Here is a 19,579-nt window from a genome sequence, read left to right as displayed (position 1 = left end):
CCTAGTCACATACTTGTGTATGCTCCTAGGGATATCAATCCTCGACGCCTAGCGACAACACGAACTATTTAGAAATTCAACCGTAGATGAATTTTTCTTACCCAAAAAACCTAATGATTTAGAGTAAATCGGTGATAGGGAAAATAAGTTATACAAGACTCAAGACTCAAAGTTTAAGAAGTATAGCTGGGGCGGGGTGGGTTGTCATATTTCGAGTGGATGGGAAAACGTGCAAAAAAAATCCACTTTCGAAAAAGTGGATTTTTATACTGTGTACCTGGTGTGTAGATACTAAAATTAGCTGCGAGTCGCTGCTCTTTGTTGAGCTTGTGTAATCAATTCTTCGTTGCTCGCGTACATCTCTTTCAAATAGCGGTTATATGATGAACCTAACTCTGAGTACCCTTTCATATCGTTAATCAGCTTGACGGAGTCTAACTCATCTTGTGATTGACGCTGTTTAGCACGCGAGTGACGTAAAGACTCATACGCGTTATGGGTATTCATATTCTTCATATAGGCAGTCACTGTTGCTTCAACAGAAGCGTAAGCTGAGTAGCCTTTGATCTTTCCTTTGCTAACTTGGCAACCGCTACCACAGCGCATACCAAATAAATTTCCGTTTTGTAGAGCAAGCTGAGAAGTACCCCAACCAGACTCTGTAGCCGCTTGTGTCGCAACTAAATGCGTTGGCATGATGTCTACACGACTTAACAGCTTATCCCAATTAATACGTTTTGGGTTGCTGCAACTGATGCCATAACTATCGCAGATCTGGGTTAGGCGACGTAGCTCTTGGGCGCTCCATTTGGTGTTCGTGCGCACGGAAAGCAGCCAGTTACGCTCTTCCATAATCTGTTGATTGACTTTTTCAATCACTGGGACAATCGTTTTCAAAAACGCTTTCTTACGTGGAGTACCAGACGGGTATTTACGCATATCAGGCAGTGGTGTTTCTGCTTGATTTGAGTTTTGTGCCGACTTCAGTGTGAAGTCTTTTTTAAGCATCGTACTGGTACTGGTGGAGCCAAAACTGAGGCCCGAAAACAAAAGTAAAAATAAGAAAGCGAAGACGGCGTTTGTCCCCATCGTTCGAGAGGGCATTTGCTTCTCCTATGTTTCTCTGAACAAAAATCGAGCGAATGGTAGCAGAATAATTTTTCACGAGCTACCTTTATCCGACTCACATTAGGTAAATTTCTGTATTAGTATGTCATTAAGTGTTGATTTATTTTAACTTAATGATTTTATATTAAAAATAATTGCGTTATTTATATTTTCAATGCTTTATTTATCAATTTTTGTTTTTGATTTCATCTTGCAATCATCTGATTTAAGCTAAATTAGATTGATTTTCAAACAATTAACAGGTGTATTGTAGGGTTATTGTGCTTAAAAAATAACCGATCAGTGGTCTAAATTTTAAACAAAATGGGGTGTTTCGCATTTTATGAGTGGTATTGGTTGTTAAAAATACAGAATCAAAATCGACTTTCAATGTGTGAAAAGGACAAAAAAAATGCCGTTTTTTGACCTTTTGCCTCAGCCAAATATTACTATTAGTCGACGACTTTTTTAGTCGTAGAATGGCACGGTTTGCTGTTTCTGATCTTCAATTTTTGCATTCTCCGCGAGCCGTTTGAAATCATCAACTGTCCAATATGTCTCTGGGATAGGAAGTTGTGCCATATGATCGGTGGGTACTAAGCGAAACTGTGCGAGAGAGGATAATGCAAATCCTGCATATTCCGACGGCAAACTGAGTTTCAGCCCCAAAGTCGCTACAGCTTGGGTTGGTAAAAACGGATAGCGGCTATCGGTGGTGTCATAATCGCGTGTGAGCACTAAAAATTTATCTGGAACACGCTTCGCACTATTCCACCAAAGCCCATCAATTTTGTTAAATGCATCGCGAGTTAAGGGTTTTTCTTGAGCCCCAAGTTGATGTAGTGCAATGGGAAGCAGTGCTTCGAGAGATTGCGAGAATATCGCAAGTGACTCAGCACGACCTTGTAAAATTAGCGAACTTGCTAGTCTTGCTCCCACTAAGTTGGAATATAAGTCTTCGGGAGAGAAGGCAGATATCCCCTCCGAAAAGCCAGGAACTGATTGATAGCCATACCATTGTGCAATTTCATGCCAAGCAGCTAACTGAAATGCAAGTTTAGCTGCCAGATAAGTACTTAACGTATAGCGCTCTGCGAGGGACGCAGGTGGTGTAAAGGCTGAAAAATGGATTTGTCTGCTCGCGAGTTCATCGCTGAGGGTTAGTGTCCACTCTTCACCAAGTTTTGGGTAAATCTGGCTAAAGAGATATAACGTATAGTCGGCGGTATCTCGAACATGTGCAATATCAATAAACCCGCCATCTGTGGTATAGATAAGCCCCACTTTTTCGTTACTGATCCCCATTAGACCTGCGGTGGCGCCCAAGTAACTATCATTATAATGGTGCTCACCAAGATTATCGGCTTCCACTATGTTGTCGATGGTATAGAAAGGTACGGGGATACCTGCCACTTCCGCTTGCAGGTTATAGCCAAAAGCACAGCAGGCTCGAAGTCCTTGAGGGGCTTTGAGATCTTGTAGAACAGACCACGCTTTAGATGCTTCCTCGTTGGAAATCGTATCTAGATTAAGGTTCGCCGCAGGTAAGTTCAGCTCCTCGCGAGTTTGGCAGGCGACGAGCATAAGTAAAAAACATGAAGTTATTAGCAGCTTAAACATTAAAAAGACTCACCAACTTGGAAATAGACGCCCGTACTGTTGCGACCAACACCAAAATCCAGTCTCACATTCATCCGAGGCTTAAATTCAAAACGATAGCCTACACCGGCACTTGGTAGCCAGTGTCCAGCACCTAATTCTGAGGGAGAGTCGCTCATGGTCCCCGTGCCTAACCAGCCAACAACCCCGTGCCGCCAGTCTAATTTATGCCGTAACTCGATTTGACTAGTAAAAATATTGTTGTCCCGATAGCGCCCTTCATAGTAACCCCGCATGCGGTTACTGTTACCTAATAAAGAAAGCTGATTCCACGGCACATCTCCCGTGGTAAAGCGGGCATAGTTATCAACGGCTACGACGGTTTTCTCTGTGAGCTCATGGTAATAGGCATACTGCAACTGGGTCGCTTGAAAACGGGTATCACTACCGAGGTTCGGTGAAAAATAAGTATAAATAACCTCAAGTGTTTGCCCATGGTGTGCGTTGGGTAAAAAGTCTCGGGTGTCATAGCTATAGTAGGCGCTGACGCCTGAACTGATAACCGAACGCCCGCCAACTGATTGCGAAAAGTAAGCTTTTGCGCCTTCATCGGGATCGCTGGCATTGATCGACGAAAAATTCCAACCTAGTCCCACATAGGTGGCATCGGTTAGCTTATATAAAGCCCTTGGGGTAATTTTGAACTCTTGGGAATGGTATTTTTCTTTATTGCTCTCTTTTTTACCCGCTGCGTATCCTTTACCCCAATAATAAGTCGGTACATTATTGATGGTGCCAGATACAAACAATCGCCATTGGTCGTTATCTACAAAGTTGTAGTTAGTGAAGTTGAGTCCAAAAGCCCCTGTGGATGATGCAAAACCACTTAATCCAATCGAAGAGGGCTGGGTTTTGGTGTCTTGTTTGTCGAGACGATATAAACCCACTAAAGCGGTTCCGACACCTAACCCCATTTCAGGAGTATAGAAAGGCCCCGGTAAGACGCCCCAGTCGATAGTTTTGGATTCATCAAAGCTGTTTTCGCCCCCAAGCTCGCTGAGCCAACCATCAATTTGCTCACGTTCAGGAAGGATTTTCGCTTGCGAGGAGAAGGCAATGATAAGGCTGAGCAGTGTCAGCCTACGCAGGTGTTTCTGTTGTAACATTAAAAACGGAACTCGCCTGAAATAAAGAAGCTGTTACGGTTATTAAAGCCCACTTCGGTCAGAACGTTAAAGTTACGAGTTAACTCAACGCGAGCACCGACGGTATTATTCCATTTATGGGCAAGGTGTTGTTTAACATCGAATTTTATATCCGTATATTTAGACATTCCATTAACGATATCTGATAATTCAGGAGGCATGTCAAGTTTGCTAACGTTACCTTTAAAGCGCTGGGTAATATCTTGGTACATAGCGCCTGTCCAAACTTGAACTTTGGTATTCCCTTGACCGGCAATTAAAGGTTCAAAAACGAATTCATAACCGATACGCGGTGTGACAACAAAGGCACTAATATCACCATCAAGGATATCGAGGTTGGTACGGGTATAGTTCATATCTAACGTACCGAAGAACTGATTATATGCACCTGCAAATGTGACACCTCCACCATAGGTTTTACCTTCAAAATCTAATTCAAAAGGAATGTCTTTTCCGAGAACTAATGGATTATTAGGATCAAAAGCAATACTAACACTATTTAAGTTGGTTTTTGATTTTCCTTTAGTTTTTCCATAGACACCATACATATTCATAAATGGCAAAACCCATGCATCTAATTTCAATGTATGGGTTTCATTTTTTTCGCGAGTGTACCCTGGATCTATTTTTATAGCATCTTGTACCCCTTGCCAATCAGGGGAGGTGAATTTAAATCCAATGCTATCAACGACAATATCCTGACGCAGATTCATATAGCCATAACTGACACCAAAAGGTTCTGGTAAGTCATAACCTCGAGCGCGTGCTTCATCTCCCCAAATAGGCAATACACGGGATTCAGTCGTGGATGAACGCGTGACGCCGCCTTCGCTATTATTTTTAGGGACTCCAGATTCGCTCATGCTTAATGAAAATAGTGGTGTGTCACTATCGGCAAAACTGGCAGGGATAGCCAGACAAGAGGAAAGTAGCAGCGCTGCGCTGTATTGAATGCGTGTCATAATGGACTCAATGATTAGTAGAATAGAATGAAGGAAACAATAAATTAATTAACTTACAGTTATCCACAAAAGTTTAGCATATATGGCAATTGATAGTATGGCTCATGGTGCTATTTTAATGATATTTCGCTACCTATGAACGCATATTATTATCAATATGATGGATGTGATTAAGATATTAAGAAGATGCTATTGAGGTACTAAAAAACGTGCTGAAACTCTGGGTATTTCAGCACTGAAATGCATTAGAGGAGTAAGAGCGGTATTATTTGCTGTTTTTCTGATGAAACTGAACACGCTCATGGAAGTAATCTTTTAAATGCGCTTCCATGCTGTGAATTTTTTGTTCCAGCGCATTAATTAAGACATCATCATTATTCATATCAAAAACGCGCTTCATTGCGAGGTCATCAATATATTCTTTTTGTTTCTCAGATAAATCAGCCATGTTGTAAAGCCTCTATTTTCAAAACCTATATAAGAAAGGATTATTTCACCAACCAAAAGCCTTGGTGATGCTGGTTCTCATTGTGCCCTAGTGAATACGGGATGAAAAGTGGAATTACGTTGCATCAAATAATGATGATTAATGCTCCTAGTTTAAATATGAGAGATTAAACGCCTATCTGATTGGGTTAAGAATTATCACAATATTCTTATCGAATATAAGCTGATATCCTCCAGTAAGATAATAAATAACAGGGCAAAATAGTGAACAATAAACAACAATACCTTGATATTGCTGCTGGAAACGGGGAGAAAGAAGCCTCGATGATGGTGGCAATCCCTGCATCAGAGCTGACCTCCCTACAACTTGAACAGCGTCTGGAAGAGCAAACCTACTTTACTGAAGGGGAAATTGATTACCTGCCTGATGAAGAAGGCGGCGGTTTCTTCTTTAGCTGTAAACGTGGCGAAGAAGAGTTACGTTTTTACGTTTCGCTTGTGGAGAGCGACCCGGAATACACCATCAACCCGTATTTCGCGACAGATCCTATTAGCCAAGAACTTTACACGCAGGCAAGCAATGCGCCACAGGCCGTGGTGGTTGAATGCCTATTCCAAGAAAAGCCTCTAGTGAGCTACTTACAGCAGCTTAAAATTATCCAAATTTTAGTACCTGATTTATTACTGGGCTTGGATATTTCTGCCGCAGGTAAAGTCTTTACCCGTGAATGGCTTAACTTCCAGCTGATCGACGATTTAATGCCAAGCATTGATTCCCTGTATGTGGTGCATGCCATTTACGATCACGATGAAAACTCCGAAGATTCAGCGCCGACCAAATATTGGTTCCATACTCATGGGTTAGCCCGTTGTGGTTTATCGGAAGCGGAAATTATCATTCCACACCCGATTGCGTCTTATTATGGGATCCCTGAGTTGTTCTGGAGCTTTGTGAACAACAGCATTACCAACGGAAAAATCGACTTTAATGAGCCGATTTTCATTGGGCAAACACAAACCGGCTATGAATATTTAGTGGCGGTACCTTTTGAAGAAGGTCTCCTTCATGTAGGAACTTCCACACCGATCGATAACTTAAAACCGCTGGAAGAGATGAACTTCGAGTTTGGCGATATGAGCTCTGAGCGTTTTATGGGGGATTGGCACGACCGTGACGAATCTCACCAGCATCCATCCGTAATGTTATTCCGTGTCACGCAAGAAAACCCAACATTGGAAAGCTTCTTTGAAGGGTTTGAAGACCAAAATGCAATGATGTTTATGCGCACTGATGAAGAAACGGCGGATATGTCCAGCAAAGCCAGACTACGTTGGGAATACTTCACTCACATGCTCGATAACTATGGTCCAAAGCCAGTCGCACCGAAAAAAGGGCTATTTGCGAAGCTGCTCGGAAAATCGGAAGAAGAGGAAGAATCAGAGTGGCGCTTCTTAATTAAATGCGGCATTAGTTATCAAGATGAAGAGGGTGATGAAGGGCACGAACATATGTGGTTTGAGCCGTTGACATGGAACGGCGACCAGTTTGAAGGCCGTTTAATTAATCACCCATTCTATGTGGAAACCATGGAAGAGGGCGGTGTTTATCCGCTAACGCGTGACCATATCACGGATTGGACTATTTATTATCAGGACGGTAGCTATACTCCTGATACAATCTATAAACTTCTTAGTGGTGCTCAAGTGCATTAATCTATCTTGATTGACTAATGCGAATAGGGCACTGAATTCAGTGCCCTTTTTAATGAGTTAAATATGACAATGACCCAACCTGAACTGTACCAATATGCCCTATTTTTACTTTCCAGACGCGATTATGGCAAAGCGGAGTTATTTGCCCGTATGAAGCGCCGTATGTATGAAAAAAATGAGGGGATTATCGATGAGCAGTTGATTGAAGGGGTGTTGGATAAACTGAGTGAGCAGCACTTTTTGGATGATGACCGTGTGGTATCACTGCTATTGCAAGGGTATTCGCGTAAAGGATATGGACCTTTGCGGATCAAACAAGAAATGCGGCAAAAAGGATTTGCCGAGACATTAGTCGAACACCATTTTGCTGAGCTTGATGTCGACTGGTTTGAAAAGGCAGCAGAAGTACGCAGTAAAAAATTTGGGGATGAAATCCCAACTGACTTTAAAGAGAAAGGTAAACAAATTCGTTATCTGCAATACCGAGGTTTTTTTGGTGACATGATATTTGAGTTATTCTCGCGCTAATTTTTGCAGTTAATCTTACATTATTTATGATGGTCATTATGTAGATAATCACGCCATTTAATATCGCTTAAATTACTATTATTTGGCTTTAGTTTAAATGTTTAATGCCCCTGAATTTCATTTCTTTTGCTTAGTCAAAAAATAATATTTTTTTGACTTGTGTTTTTATCTATTTCTAGATTAAAAATATTGTCCACTATGATCATTATCAGTGTATTTCGCTTTTTTTTTAGGCAGAGTACCACCAATAATTACAAAATGAGACGGGCAGGAGAAACACATGATTGAGCTCTTAATAGGCGTATTGGTCGCCGTTGGAGTTGGGCGCTATATAATAAAGGGTTACTCTGCAACTGGGGTATTAATGACGGGGGGTATTTTACTCCTAATTATTACTGCGTTAATGGGTAAAAGCATTTTACCAGAATCAGTGAAAGCAACGGGATGGCGCGTTACTGATATTCTGGAATACATCAAGTTCTTATTAATGAGCCGAGGTGGTGACCTCGGTATGATGATCATGGTGCTGTGTGGGTTTGCGTCTTATATGACTCACATCGGTGCGAATGACGTGGTGGTTAAAATTGCCTCCAAGCCATTAAAAATGATCAACTCCCCATACTTATTGATGGTTGCGGCGTATATTGTTGCTTGCTTGATGTCACTGGCAGTTTCATCGGCAACAGGTTTAGGGGTGTTATTGATGGCAACCTTGTTCCCTGTGATGGTTAACGTCGGGATCAGCCGTGGCGCAGCGGCGGCTATCTGTGCATCACCGGCCGCTATCATTCTGGCACCAACGTCTGGAGACGTTATCTTAGCGGCGAAAGCAGCAGAAATGCCTCTGATTGATTTCGCATTCAAAACCACACTGCCTATCTCCATCGCTGCCATTGTTGCGATGTCAGTGGCTCACTTCTTCTGGCAGCGTTTTCTGGATAGAAAAGAGCACGTTAAAACCGAAATGCTGGATGTGAATGAAATTAAAACCCACGCACCAGGTTTCTACGCGATTCTACCATTTACTCCAATCATCGGCGTATTAGTGTTTGATGGTAAATGGGCGCCTGAGCTACATATTGTCACCATTATTGTTGGCTGTATTATTATGGCTGCAATCATTGAGTTTATTCGTAGCTTCAGTGCAAAACATGTCTATGGTGGCTTAGAAGTTTGCTATAGAGGTATGGCTGATGCGTTTGCAACCGTCGTGATGCTGTTAGTGGCAGCTGGCGTATTTGCTCAGGGTCTAAGCACCATCGGCTTTATTAAAGGCTTGATCGACTTAGCGCAATCCTTTGGTTCTGGCGCGATTGTGATGATGATTGCGCTGGTGGTGATCACTATGTTAGCGGCGATGACCACTGGTTCTGGTAACGCGCCATTCTACGCATTCGTTGAATTGATCCCTCACTTAGCGAAGCAAATGGGCGTCAACCCAGCTTACCTTGTCATTCCAATGCTACAGGCATCTAACTTAGGTCGTACATTATCACCGGTTTCTGGGGTGGTGGTTGCGGTATCGGGGATGGCGAAGATTTCACCATTTGAAGTGGTGAAAAGAACCTCGATTCCCGTATTAGTTGGGCTTATCGTTGTTGTGATTGCCACTGAGATTTTAGTGCCAGTCTATTTGTAACAAAATAGGTATTTACCAAACAAAAATGGCTAGAAATTATTCTAGCCATTTTTTTTATCGATATTTATTTCGGTTAAAACTTAGGTTCAAAAGAAAAAAACTCTACGCTTTTTTGACGTGGTGTTTTGGTATTTTCAATCAAATGATAAAAATTTATTTGCGATTATTAACAAATTGTCATTTTTTTAAATTCAGATATGAGATCTACACCAAAAAGCCAGAAAGATTAATCAAAATAAGCTAGTTGCTCTAACGCATTTAATGCAAAATTCGCCGCATCTTTTTTTATCCATTTTAAAACGATGAAGTGACGGTATGAGCACAATAAAAACCGCAGTAAACACGACAGACAAACCTGCCAGTAAGTGGACTTATAAAGACTTCACTTGGGTATTATCTCTTTTTGGTACCGCCGTTGGTGCGGGTGTTCTTTTTCTGCCAATTAAAGCTGGCGCGGGTGGTTTCTGGCCATTAGTTGTATTAGCTTTAATTGCAACGCCAATGATTTGGTTAGCTCATAAAGGGTTAGCGCGTTTTGTTTTATCGGCTAAGAAACACGATGCTGATATTACCGATACTGTGGAAGAACATTTCGGTAAAACAGGTGCGAATATTATCACTTTTGCTTATTTCTTTGCGATTTACCCAATCGTATTAATTTACGGCGTGGGTATCACTAACACAGTAGACTCATTCTTAGTGAACCAAATTGGTATGGACCCACTGCCACGTTGGTTGCTGTCTGGTGTGTTAATTGCAGCAATGACCGCAGGTGTCGTATTCGGTCGTGACTTAATGCTGAAGCTCACTTCTATGATGGTTTATCCATTAGTCTTCATCTTATTAGCGCTGTCTCTGTACCTGATCCCTGAGTGGAATACGTCGATGTTAGAAGTCGCACCAGATTGGAGCGCAATGCCGATTGTTGTCTGGATGGCGATTCCTATCATCGTATTCTCTTTTAATCACAGCCCAATCATCAGCCAGTTTGCAAAAGACCAACGTCAGCAATTTGGCGACCAAGCTGTGATTAAAACTGACATGATCACTGGCGGCGCAGCATTTATGCTAACTGGCTTCGTGATGTTTTTCGTATTCTCTGTGGTTCTGTCACTGAGTCCTGCTGAGTTAGAAATCGCGAAGAAAGAAAATATCAGCGTGTTATCCCACATTGCGAACATTAACCCATCACCAATCCTGTCTTACTTAGGTCCTATCGTGGCATTCGCAGCTATCGTTTCTAGCTACTTTGGTCACTTCTTAGGTGCGCACGAAGGTCTGGTTGGATTAGTCAAATCGCGCTCTTCAGTTTCTGTGAAGAAAATTGAGTTAATCTCTTTACTGTTCATTGTAATCACCACTTGGATCGTCGCGATTATCAACCCAAGTATCTTAGGTATGATTGAAACCATGGGTGCCCCAATGATTGCGGCAATCCTGTTTATCCTGCCAGTTGTGGCGATGCGTATCGTGCCTGCAATGAAACCGTTTAGTACCTCTAAGCCAGCGCAAATCTTTACGCTGCTATGCGGCTTAGCATCAATTACCTCTGTGATTTATGGCGCGTTCGCGTAATTAAATTCAGTTGTACCGAAACCCATATTGCTTCGGCAATATGGGTTTTTTTGTTTCTAATGCGGCCTTATTTATTTTATGAATAACTTTAGATGAAATTATTTCAAGTCTAGATGGTTGTGCGAGGAATTTACTTGGGGGATATTGGAAAGGACTGCCGTGAAATAATAAGTACCGTGAAATAAAAACAAGAACCCATTCAATTGGCAGTGCGGGTATAACAAGGATAACTCAATGAAATTAGAAACATTATCAATCCACGCAGGCTATTCTCCAGACCCTACAACCAAGTCTGTCGCGGTGCCTATTTATCAAACCACCTCTTATGCATTTGACGATACACAGCATGGCGCGGATCTGTTCGACTTAAAAGTTGCAGGTAATATCTATACCCGCATTATGAACCCGACCAACGATGTGCTAGAAAAGCGCGTTGCTGCCCTTGAAGGAGGAATTGCTGGGCTGGCGGTGGCTTCGGGCATGGCAGCTATCACCTATGCAATTCAAACTATTGCCCAAGTCGGCGATAACATTGTTTCGGTGGCAAAACTGTATGGCGGTACGTACAACTTACTGGCGCATACTCTACCGCGCCTTGGTATCGAAACCCGGTTTGCTGAACACGATGATTTAGCCGCACTAGAAGCCCTAATTGACGAGAAAACAAAAGCCGTTTTCTGCGAATCTATCTCTAACCCTGCGGGTTTTATTGTTGACCTTGCCGCGCTGGCGGAGGTCGCTCATCGCCATGGCGTACCTCTGATTGTCGATAATACCGTAGCGACTCCATATTTATGCCGCCCATTCGAACACGGTGCGGATATCGTGGTGCACTCGTTAACCAAATATATCGGTGGTCATGGCACCTCAATCGGCGGAATGGTGATTGATTCAGGTAAATTCCCATGGGCAGAGCACGCAGAGCGTTTTTCTCTGCTGGTTGAGCCGGATATCGCTTATCACGGTGTCAGCTATACAGAGCACTTCGGTGCGGCGGCGTTTATTGCGCGTTGCCGCGTGGCACCGCTGCGTGGAACGGGAGCAGCATTATCGCCATTTAACGCCTTCTTGATCTTACAAGGTCTGGAAACGCTCGCGTTAAGAATGGAGCGCCATACTGAAAACGCAGTGAAAGTGGCACAATTCCTCGAAAACCATCCGCAAGTGGCATGGGTAAAATATGCGGGGCTACCAAGCAACCCTGAGCACGCACTTGCGCAAAAATATATGCAAGGTAAACCTGCTAGTATTATGTCTTTTGGGATCAAAGGCGGGCAAGAAGCGGGAGCGCGTTTTATTGATGCACTGAACCTGATTGTTCGCTTGGTCAATATTGGCGATGCAAAATCATTAGCTTGCCACCCAGCATCGACCACCCATCGTCAATTAAATGATGCAGAGCTAGCTCGTGCAGGAGTATCGCGCGATATGATCCGTTTATCCATTGGTATTGAACATATCGATGACATTCTTGCTGACTTAATCCAAGCCTTGGATGCAGCCAAGTAAATCTTGTTAAGTAGCTACCGATAAATAAAGGCGGTTATTGTGAAGAATATATTGCAATAACTGCCTTTATTGTTACCTGCGTGATTAACTATTGGGTTTTATTCTTCTTTCTAGAATTAATAACTATTCGCAAGCGGCATCGTTTTTTAATTTATTTTTCATTCTGTTAAAAATAAATGGAAATCGCTGAACTATTGTTTTTTAATCGAGTCTTAACAAGCAGCTCATCCTGTTATCTTAATGTTGAAATAAAAGATTCATTTATTGATTGTTTATCTCATATGGATGTATGAAATACGAAAATGTTTATTGGTTTATACTGGGTTTAGTCGAACTAATGATAATAGAACCCTGATTTTATTAATCAAAAGTGCCTGAAGCTTCGGCGCAAATAATAATTATTAAATATTTATGACAATAATGGTTGAGATTAAATGATGATGGCAAATAATAAAGTTGCCTACTTTAAGTGGTGCCTATTATTCGGTTTTGTACTCATAACCTATTTTCTTCCTCTCAATGGGCGCATGCTATGGCAGCCCGATGAGCTACGCTATGCAGAAATCAGCCGTGAGCTGATATTAAGTAGCCATTGGAGCGTGCCTGAGCTGCTTGGTATCCGCTATTTTGAAAAGCTGATTTTTGGTTATTGGGTCGGTTCTTTCTTCCAAATGTTATTTGGTGAAAACAATGTCTCGGTTCGGTTAGGTGTGGTGTTTAGCACCCTTATCAGCGGGTTATTTGTTTATCTTAGTGCAAAGATGGCATGGAAAAATAAAGATCTCGCGTTTAATGCGGTGCTTATTTATCTTTCCATGTTTATGATTTTGACCATTGGGACTTATAACATCCTTGACCCAATTGTGACCGCCTTTATTACGATGATTATCTTCTTTTTCCAATGGGGGATAACCACGACACAACGCGCTCATAAATTGTATGCCTATATTCTGATTGGCGTGGCATGCGGTTTAGGCGTTATGACAAAAGGCTTTTTAGTTTTAGTGCTTCCCGTTTTAGTGTGTTCCGTTAGCGCAATTTACTTTAAAAAGTTCAAAGACGTCTGCCTGTACGCATTAATTTCGATTCTTGTTGCCGTATTAGTTTGCTTACCGTGGGCGCTTACTATTGCAAGCCTAGAGCCAGATTATTGGAGCTACTTTTTCTGGGTTGAGCATATTCAGCGTTTTATGGCGGATAACGCACAAAACAAATCTCCGTTCTGGTTCTATATGCCGATTTTGTTGGCGGCGGTGCTTCCGTGGTTAGGTTACCTCTTCTCATCCATTGCACACGCAGTTCGCGCGAGAGGCATGAACCTCTATTTCTTATTGTGGGCGGCGCTACCTTTCCTGTTTTTTAGTGTGACAAAAGGGAAGCTTCTCACCTATATTCTGCCGTGCATCGCACCCATCGCGATTTTGATGGCATCCTATTTGCAGCAGGTTTTAACTCAGAATAAAGTGGCTACCATTCGCCTGAATGCACTGATAAACATCACGTTGGGTATCGCGGCGGCAGGGGCATTTATTGCATCACCTTATTTCCCTAAAATGAATTTATATCAAGGGGATGAAAGCTACAAAATGTGGATTGCCGCAGGGGCATTTCTGTTTTGGGCTGTGATGGGTGTAGTGTCATTTAACCGCAAATTCTGGTCATGGGCAGCCGCCTGTACGTTAGTACTCAGCCTCAGTATAGGGCATGTGATCCCTAAATATATTGAGAGCAATAACACCCCGCAAGGCGTGTTAACAAAATACCAAGATCAGCTACAAAACCGCGCGGTACTTTTAACCAACAATGTGGGATTAGGCACTGCATTGGCTTGGGTACTCAAACGCGATGACATTACCATGCTGTATCAAACGGGTGAGCTAGGCTACGGGCTGAATTACCCAGATGCGGAAAATCGTTTTTACCGTTTAGAGCAGCTACCAAGCTTGTTGGCGAGCCAAAATAACCGCAACGTTGCGGTGGTGGTTGATGCTTCGCAAAATGAAGTCATTGATGCTTTACCGGGTACGCCAATCATTATTAAAGAAGGTAAGTTAGTGATGGCTTTCTATGAAGGTCAGTAAATTAACAGCCTGATAATAGCTTGAAGAAGAGCCGCACTACGAAAGTATGTGGCTCTTTTTTCTGTTGATTAGAGTATTAATTCAAACATCGCTGAAAACACTATTTACGCCATCGGTTAGTTGCGTCGGAGCGCGTTTTCCATACCGGATAAGGATGATAAATCATCATCATTGCCACACTGTTGCTCATAGGATTAGCCACTGAACCTGCTGATTTGCTGTCATGAACTGACCGTTTATCATGAACGCTTCGCTTTTCCTTGCGAGCGGGAACAAGTGAAAGATGGTTTAACGATGATAAATTCATGGTGCCGTCTCCTCAGAGTGTTTAATTAAACGGTTAGCTTCAGCCAGCTCATAACGTCTTGGGGTTAACGCTGTTGCGCTGTGATTACGTGCAAGCACGGAATAGATAGTTGGCAACACAAACAGGGTAAATAGCGTCCCCACCAACATGCCTGTGACAATCACCAAACCCAGCCCAAAGCGGCTATTTGCTCCAGCGCCAGTCGCGAACAGAAGAGGAACTAAACCGATAACCATTGCTGCCGTCGTCATCAAAATTGGGCGTAAACGGATTTGTGCTGCTTTTAAAATGGCATGGCGTTTATCTAACCCTTCGTTAGCTTGCAGCTCATTGGCAAACTCCACCATCAAGATCCCGTGCTTACTGATTAGCCCGATCAAGGTAACTAAGCCAATTTGGGTATAAATATTGAGGGTGGCATAACCCAATGCCAGCGGAATCAAGGCACCACAGATAGAAAGCGGAACGGTAATTAAGATAATCAACGGATCTACTAAACTTTCATACTGAGCCGCGAGCACTAAATAGATAATGAGCAGCGCCGCCATAAACGCGAAGGCGAGGGTGTTTCCTTCTTGTTTATATTGGCGCGAATCAGATTGCCAATCATGGCTAAAACCAGCTGGCAGCTCACTGGCTATCTCATCGAGATACGCCACCGCTTGCCCTATGGTAACGCCCGGTGCAGGGATCGCTTGGAAAATGGCGGCATTTTGCTGATTAAACTGAGACAATTTATTCGGCTCTACTTGCGTTGAAATATCCACCACCGTCGACAGCGGGATCATGCTGCCATCTTCGGACTTAACATAATGGCGGGATAACGCTTCAGGCGTCAGTCGCTGGCTGCGTAGGCTTTGCGGTATCACATCATAAGAGCGTCCATCCATGCCAAAGCGGTTGATATAATTCTCACCCACCAGCAACGTTAGGGACTCTCCAATATCCTGCATACGAATGCCTAAACTGTTGGCTTTCGAGCGATTAATGCGAACCTCAACCACAGGGTTGTTATAGTCGAGGTCGCTATCTACCACCATAAACAGGCCACTTTCACGCGCTTGCTGTTTAATCTCTTCCATGGTGCGATACAGTACTGGATAATCTTGGGGGCTTTTTAGCACCATTTGAATAGGCAAGCCGCCCGTAGAGCCGGGTAATGCAGGTAACTGGAACACAAAGATACTGTTACCTTCGACATCACCAACACGATTTTGTAAGTCTGATTGGATCGCCGACGCAGGGCGCTCTCGTTGCTCCCAAGACGTTAAATTTGTGCCTCCGAAACTGGCTGATGGGCCATCGGTACCGTTAATAATCCACGTACTTTCCGTTTCGGGTAGCTCCATAAACACATCGTGTAATTTACGGGAGAAACGCTCCACATACTCAAGGTTGGCATGCTGCGGAGATTTAATTGCCGTTAAGACGCTCGACTGGTCTTCAACAGGTGCCAGCTCCCGCGGTGCGGATTGATACAACATTGGCAGGCTGATCACGACACCGACAGCTAAAATTCCGGTGATCCAGCGGTTTTTCAATGAGAAATTCAGCACCGCCGTATAGTAATGGGCAAGGGTCTCGAAGAAGGTTTCTGCCATTCGCGCCATACGCCCTTCATTCTGTTTTGAGTTCAACATAAACGAACTCATCACTGGAGAAAGGGTTAATGCCACGATGCCAGATACAATCACCGCACCCGCCAATGTAAGCGCAAACTCTTTAAATAATGCCCCTGTTAATCCAGACATTAAGCCAATTGGTGCATACACCGCAGCGAGGGTAATGGTCATCGCGATAACGGGACCTGCGACCTCACGAGCGCCGATCAAGGCTGCCAGAACAGGGGATTTCCCTTCCTCAATATGGCGATGCACGTTTTCCACCACCACAATGGCATCATCCACCACCAACCCAATCGCCAGTACCATCGCCAGTAAGGTCAGCAAGTTAATACTAAAGCCGAACGCCATCATCAATGCCGCTGCACCCAGCATGGACAGCGGGATGGCAAGAATAGGTATAATTACGCTGCGAATCGAACCAAGGCACAGATAAATCACGGCGATAACAATCAGTAGGGCTTCAACAAGGGTGTGGATCACTTGGTCGATGGAGGCTTTAATAAACCGTGAAGTTTCAAAGGCCATTTCCACTTTTACCCCCGGCGGCAGGGTTTTGATGATATCTGGCATTAACTTATTCATGCCATCTACAATCACCAGCGGGTTACCGGTTGGCGTGGCAAACAAACCTAAGTAAATGGCAGGTTCCCCATTCATTAAGCCACTGGTTTCTGTAGATGCAGCCCCCAGCTCAATGGTACCCACATCCTTTAAGCGCACCAATCCGTTACCATCATTGCGGATCACCAAATCGCGAAATTCATCCACATTGGTTAAATCGGTGTTCACATACACGTTAGAAATGACAAACTCACCTTTCACCTTACCGGGAGCTGCTTGATAGTTATTTTGGCGCACCGCTTGGGCGACCTCAGCCGCTGAAATGCCGCGACCAGCGAGCTTATCCGCATCCAGCCATAAACGCATCGCCAGTTGTTGCCCGCCAAATACCTGCACTTTCGCTACGCCATCAATGGCGGAATACATTGGTTCTACCACGCGGGAAAGGTAATCGGTTAGTGCGGGAATCGAAAGTTCGGTACTGGAAAAACCAATATAAGCGACGGCAGTGGACTCTCCTGAAGAGAGCTCAATCACAGGGTCATAGGCCTCTTTCGGTAACTTATAACGTACTTGGTTCACCTTCGCCATCACTTGGGTGAGAGCTTGGGTTGAATCGCGGTTTAGCTCCATGCGCACCGTCACAAGGCTGCTGCCTTGAACGGATGATGAGGATAGGTAATCAACCCCTTCAACGGAAGAGACCGCTTGGGCAATCGGCTGAGTCACAAACCCCTGCATTAATTTTGCCGATGCGCCCGGATATTGCGTGGTAATTGTGATGGTTGAACTTTCTAATTGAGGATATTGGCGAATGGGTAATTTACTCAGCGCAAACAGCCCGATCAATACAATCAAGGCACTGACGACTAAAGCCAATACCGGTCGGCGCACAAACAGGTCCGTAAATTTCATAGCACCGTCCTTAGGAACCTTGCGGAGTTTCAGATAATGTATTTTGAGCGATAGGGGTAATGGCAGAGCCATTATTCAGACGTAGCTGACCAGAACTGACCACTTGGTCGCCCTCGGCAAGTCCGTGCTCAATTTCGATATTGCCATCAAAACGCTGCCCCGTTTTCACGGAAACGCGTTTGACCGTCATGGTGTCCCCTGTACCTTCAGCGATAAATACCGTATCCCCATAAGCGGTGTAAGTGACCGCTGTTTCAGGAATGGTCAGCACTGCATTGTTTGCTTGTCGCACCACAGTGACATTGGCGTACATACCCGCTTTTAGCTTGCCATTGCTGTTATCGAGCGTAGCTTGCAACGCAATTGTTCGGGATTTGCCAATCAACGGATCAATCGCCGTCACTTTGGCGGGGAATGGGGTTTCGGGGTAAGCATCGACGGTGATATCCACCACTTGTCCTTGATGCAATTCCGGGGAGGCTTGCTCATCCAATGAGAAATTCAGCTTCAACGTTTGGGTATCCACAAGGCTGGCTATCGCTTCACCAGGACTAAGGTATTGCCCTTCATGGACTTGGCGAATACCAATCGTGCCATCGAATGGGGCATGAATGGCTTTTTGCGCAATCAGTGCTTGGGTCTGCTGAATCAGCCCTTGTGCCATATCGCGCTCGGCACGGGTGCTATCCACCTGCGCTTCTGCCACTAAATGTTGCGCAGACAGAGAACGGGTTCTGTCATATAGGCGGGCAGCATTGCGGTATTGTGCTTGATAGCGAGCTAAATCTGCACGTTCCACCGCATCATTGAGCTGCACTAATAATTGCCCTTTTTTGACCTGTTGACCGGATTCAAAACCAATTTTGGTGATGCGCCCACTGGTTTCTGCGGCTACAAACACCTGACTACCCGCTTCTAATTCCCCCACACCGTAAAAAGTGCGTGGAGCATTAGCCAAGGTGACGGGAGCAAGAGCCACTTTCACTGGAGGATGCTGATAAGCCGCTTGTGGCTTATCGTCTGAGCTGGCGTAAGTCGAGTAAATGGCGGCTCCTCCACCTACGGAGAGAAGCCCTGCACATAGCAAAGTTAGCGTTTTTTTATTCATTATCATTGGCATCTTAAATTGACAATTAAAGAGGCTGGCACTATAAAACCTTAAGTTAAGTTGAGGTCAATAGGGGGGGAAGAAGAAATGGTGGGTAAAACCATGAATACGATAAAAACGCGAAAAATTGCCGCTGAAAAGGTGGATTTTTCACGGGCACTGACGGTAGGAGAAGTGGCTAAGCGCGCAGGCGTTCCGGTTTCTACCGTACATTTCTATGAGGCGAAAGGGCTGATTCAAAGTACCCGAACACAAGGGAATCAACGGCGTTTTCCACCTGTGGTTTTACGCTACATTGCCATTATCAAAGTGGCACAAAGCACAGGTATTCCCCTTAAAGAGATCCAAGATGCACTGGGGCAGTTTCCGGCAAACAGCAAGTTGACCGCGGAAGAGTGGAAAGGGATGTCAACGGAATGGAAAAGTTCATTAGATAGACGAATCAAACAGTTAACTCGATTGCGCAATGAGTTGGATCACTGTATTGGTTGTGGTTGTTTGTCTCTCAAAGATTGCCCATTGCGCAACCCTGAAGATATCTTAGGTCATCAGGGTTCGGGCGCCCAAATCCTCGAACGTCCTTAAATCACACTTTTCACTATCTGGATAGCCACGGCAAGATGTGGCTATTTGTTCTGTATTATCATCATGTTATTAAATAAATAGCCGCGCTGTGTGGATAATCTTTGCGCATATGG

15 protein-coding genes are annotated in these 19,579 nt (G+C 44.0%); 7 read left to right on the top strand and 8 right to left on the bottom strand.

Translation table 11 applies throughout. The annotated features are described in order from the left end of the window. Nucleotides 1–297: 297 nt before the first annotated feature. From GKR61_RS12480 to GKR61_RS12460, 5 genes are all read right to left on the bottom strand, one after another. Nucleotides 298–1,104, bottom strand: a complete 807-nt coding sequence (locus GKR61_RS12480) for a protein bax (RefSeq protein ID WP_036955332.1) — start codon at nt 1,102–1,104, stop codon at nt 298–300. Nucleotides 1,105–1,575: 471 nt separating this feature from the next. After that, nucleotides 1,576–2,727 (bottom strand): DUF4056 domain-containing protein, encoded by a 1,152-nt coding sequence (locus GKR61_RS12475; protein ID WP_154639816.1) that lies wholly within the window; start codon nt 2,725–2,727, stop codon nt 1,576–1,578. Beyond that, nucleotides 2,727–3,872, bottom strand: a complete 1,146-nt coding sequence (locus tag GKR61_RS12470) for a BamA/TamA family outer membrane protein (protein WP_154599656.1) — start codon at nt 3,870–3,872, stop codon at nt 2,727–2,729. The genes GKR61_RS12475 and GKR61_RS12470 overlap by 1 nt, the downstream gene beginning before the upstream one ends. Further along, nucleotides 3,872–4,873, bottom strand: coding sequence for a hypothetical protein (locus tag GKR61_RS12465; RefSeq protein ID WP_108479295.1), 1,002 nt, complete (start codon nt 4,871–4,873; stop codon nt 3,872–3,874). Before GKR61_RS12465 ends, GKR61_RS12470 begins: the two co-directional genes overlap by 1 nt. A 265-nt stretch (nt 4,874–5,138) precedes the next feature. Next, the gene (locus tag GKR61_RS12460) at nt 5,139–5,321 is read right to left on the bottom strand and encodes a hypothetical protein (RefSeq protein ID WP_006658236.1); all 183 of its coding nucleotides are present in this window, start codon (nt 5,319–5,321) and stop codon (nt 5,139–5,141) included. A gap of 263 nt (nt 5,322–5,584) precedes the next feature. On the opposite strand from GKR61_RS12460, the gene GKR61_RS12455 reads away from it, so the two are divergent. The 6 genes from GKR61_RS12455 (at nt 5,585) to arnT (ending at nt 14,365) form a co-directional block, all read left to right on the top strand. Then, complete coding sequence (locus GKR61_RS12455; protein WP_211887887.1) at nt 5,585–7,033, top strand: DUF4026 domain-containing protein; 1,449 nt, start codon at nt 5,585–5,587, stop codon at nt 7,031–7,033. A gap of 69 nt (nt 7,034–7,102) precedes the next feature. Beyond that, a complete protein-coding gene (locus tag GKR61_RS12450; protein WP_036955318.1) occupies nt 7,103–7,561 on the top strand; it encodes a regulatory protein RecX in 459 nt (152 codons plus the stop codon). A 280-nt stretch (nt 7,562–7,841) separates the two neighbouring features. Then, complete coding sequence (gene dcuC, locus GKR61_RS12445) at nt 7,842–9,200, top strand: anaerobic C4-dicarboxylate transporter DcuC (protein WP_154599655.1); 1,359 nt, start codon at nt 7,842–7,844, stop codon at nt 9,198–9,200. Between the two features lie 315 nt (nt 9,201–9,515). Continuing rightward, nucleotides 9,516–10,775: an aromatic amino acid transport family protein gene (locus GKR61_RS12440; RefSeq protein WP_036955312.1), complete on the top strand. Its 1,260-nt coding sequence runs from the start codon at nt 9,516–9,518 to the stop codon at nt 10,773–10,775. A 234-nt stretch (nt 10,776–11,009) separates the two neighbouring features. Beyond that, on the top strand, nt 11,010–12,284 hold the full coding sequence (locus GKR61_RS12435; protein ID WP_154599654.1) for a bifunctional O-acetylhomoserine aminocarboxypropyltransferase/cysteine synthase: 1,275 nt from the start codon (nt 11,010–11,012) through the stop codon (nt 12,282–12,284). A 434-nt stretch (nt 12,285–12,718) separates the two neighbouring features. Continuing rightward, nucleotides 12,719–14,365, top strand: coding sequence for a lipid IV(A) 4-amino-4-deoxy-L-arabinosyltransferase (gene arnT / locus GKR61_RS12430; protein ID WP_154639815.1), 1,647 nt, complete (start codon nt 12,719–12,721; stop codon nt 14,363–14,365). Nucleotides 14,366–14,465: 100 nt separating this feature from the next. Here the strand turns inward: arnT and GKR61_RS12425 are convergent, their stop codons facing one another. From GKR61_RS12425 to GKR61_RS12415, 3 genes are read right to left on the bottom strand one after another with little or no spacing between them, the layout of a single operon-like run. Next, on the bottom strand, nt 14,466–14,672 hold the full coding sequence (locus tag GKR61_RS12425) for a hypothetical protein (protein WP_036955304.1): 207 nt from the start codon (nt 14,670–14,672) through the stop codon (nt 14,466–14,468). Beyond that, a complete protein-coding gene (locus GKR61_RS12420; RefSeq protein WP_132497107.1) occupies nt 14,669–17,773 on the bottom strand; it encodes a MexW/MexI family multidrug efflux RND transporter permease subunit in 3,105 nt (1,034 codons plus the stop codon). Before GKR61_RS12420 ends, GKR61_RS12425 begins: the two co-directional genes overlap by 4 nt. 10 nt (nt 17,774–17,783) lie before the next feature. Then, complete coding sequence (locus tag GKR61_RS12415; protein ID WP_154599653.1) at nt 17,784–18,881, bottom strand: efflux RND transporter periplasmic adaptor subunit; 1,098 nt, start codon at nt 18,879–18,881, stop codon at nt 17,784–17,786. A 102-nt stretch (nt 18,882–18,983) separates the two neighbouring features. Here GKR61_RS12415 and soxR point away from each other — a divergent pair, with 102 nt between their 5' ends. Beyond that, nucleotides 18,984–19,466: a redox-sensitive transcriptional activator SoxR gene (gene soxR / locus GKR61_RS12410; RefSeq protein WP_187128693.1), complete on the top strand. Its 483-nt coding sequence runs from the start codon at nt 18,984–18,986 to the stop codon at nt 19,464–19,466. Nucleotides 19,467–19,579: the final 113 nt, after the last annotated feature.

Origin of the sequence: Providencia sp. wls1916, from assembly GCF_009706585.1 — a bacterium.
Lineage (GTDB): Bacteria > Pseudomonadota > Gammaproteobacteria > Enterobacterales > Enterobacteriaceae > Providencia > Providencia lanzhouensis.
This window is presented reverse-complemented; position numbering and strand designations above follow the sequence as displayed.

Coding starts and splice junctions, on each gene's coding strand:
- arnT (WP_154639815.1), top strand. CDS start 12,719: ATGATGATGGCAAATAATAAAGTTGCCTACTTTAAGTGGTGCCTATTA.
- GKR61_RS12415 (WP_154599653.1), bottom strand. CDS start 18,881: ATGAATAAAAAAACGCTAACTTTGCTATGTGCAGGGCTTCTCTCCGTA.
- GKR61_RS12470 (WP_154599656.1), bottom strand. CDS start 3,872: ATGTTACAACAGAAACACCTGCGTAGGCTGACACTGCTCAGCCTTATC.
- GKR61_RS12420 (WP_132497107.1), bottom strand. CDS start 17,773: ATGAAATTTACGGACCTGTTTGTGCGCCGACCGGTATTGGCTTTAGTC.
- GKR61_RS12465 (WP_108479295.1), bottom strand. CDS start 4,873: ATGACACGCATTCAATACAGCGCAGCGCTGCTACTTTCCTCTTGTCTG.
- GKR61_RS12475 (WP_154639816.1), bottom strand. CDS start 2,727: ATGTTTAAGCTGCTAATAACTTCATGTTTTTTACTTATGCTCGTCGCC.
- GKR61_RS12480 (WP_036955332.1), bottom strand. CDS start 1,104: ATGCCCTCTCGAACGATGGGGACAAACGCCGTCTTCGCTTTCTTATTT.
- GKR61_RS12435 (WP_154599654.1), top strand. CDS start 11,010: ATGAAATTAGAAACATTATCAATCCACGCAGGCTATTCTCCAGACCCT.
- dcuC (WP_154599655.1), top strand. CDS start 7,842: ATGATTGAGCTCTTAATAGGCGTATTGGTCGCCGTTGGAGTTGGGCGC.
- soxR (WP_187128693.1), top strand. CDS start 18,984: ATGAATACGATAAAAACGCGAAAAATTGCCGCTGAAAAGGTGGATTTT.
- GKR61_RS12440 (WP_036955312.1), top strand. CDS start 9,516: ATGAGCACAATAAAAACCGCAGTAAACACGACAGACAAACCTGCCAGT.
- GKR61_RS12425 (WP_036955304.1), bottom strand. CDS start 14,672: ATGAATTTATCATCGTTAAACCATCTTTCACTTGTTCCCGCTCGCAAG.
- GKR61_RS12450 (WP_036955318.1), top strand. CDS start 7,103: ATGACCCAACCTGAACTGTACCAATATGCCCTATTTTTACTTTCCAGA.
- GKR61_RS12460 (WP_006658236.1), bottom strand. CDS start 5,321: ATGGCTGATTTATCTGAGAAACAAAAAGAATATATTGATGACCTCGCA.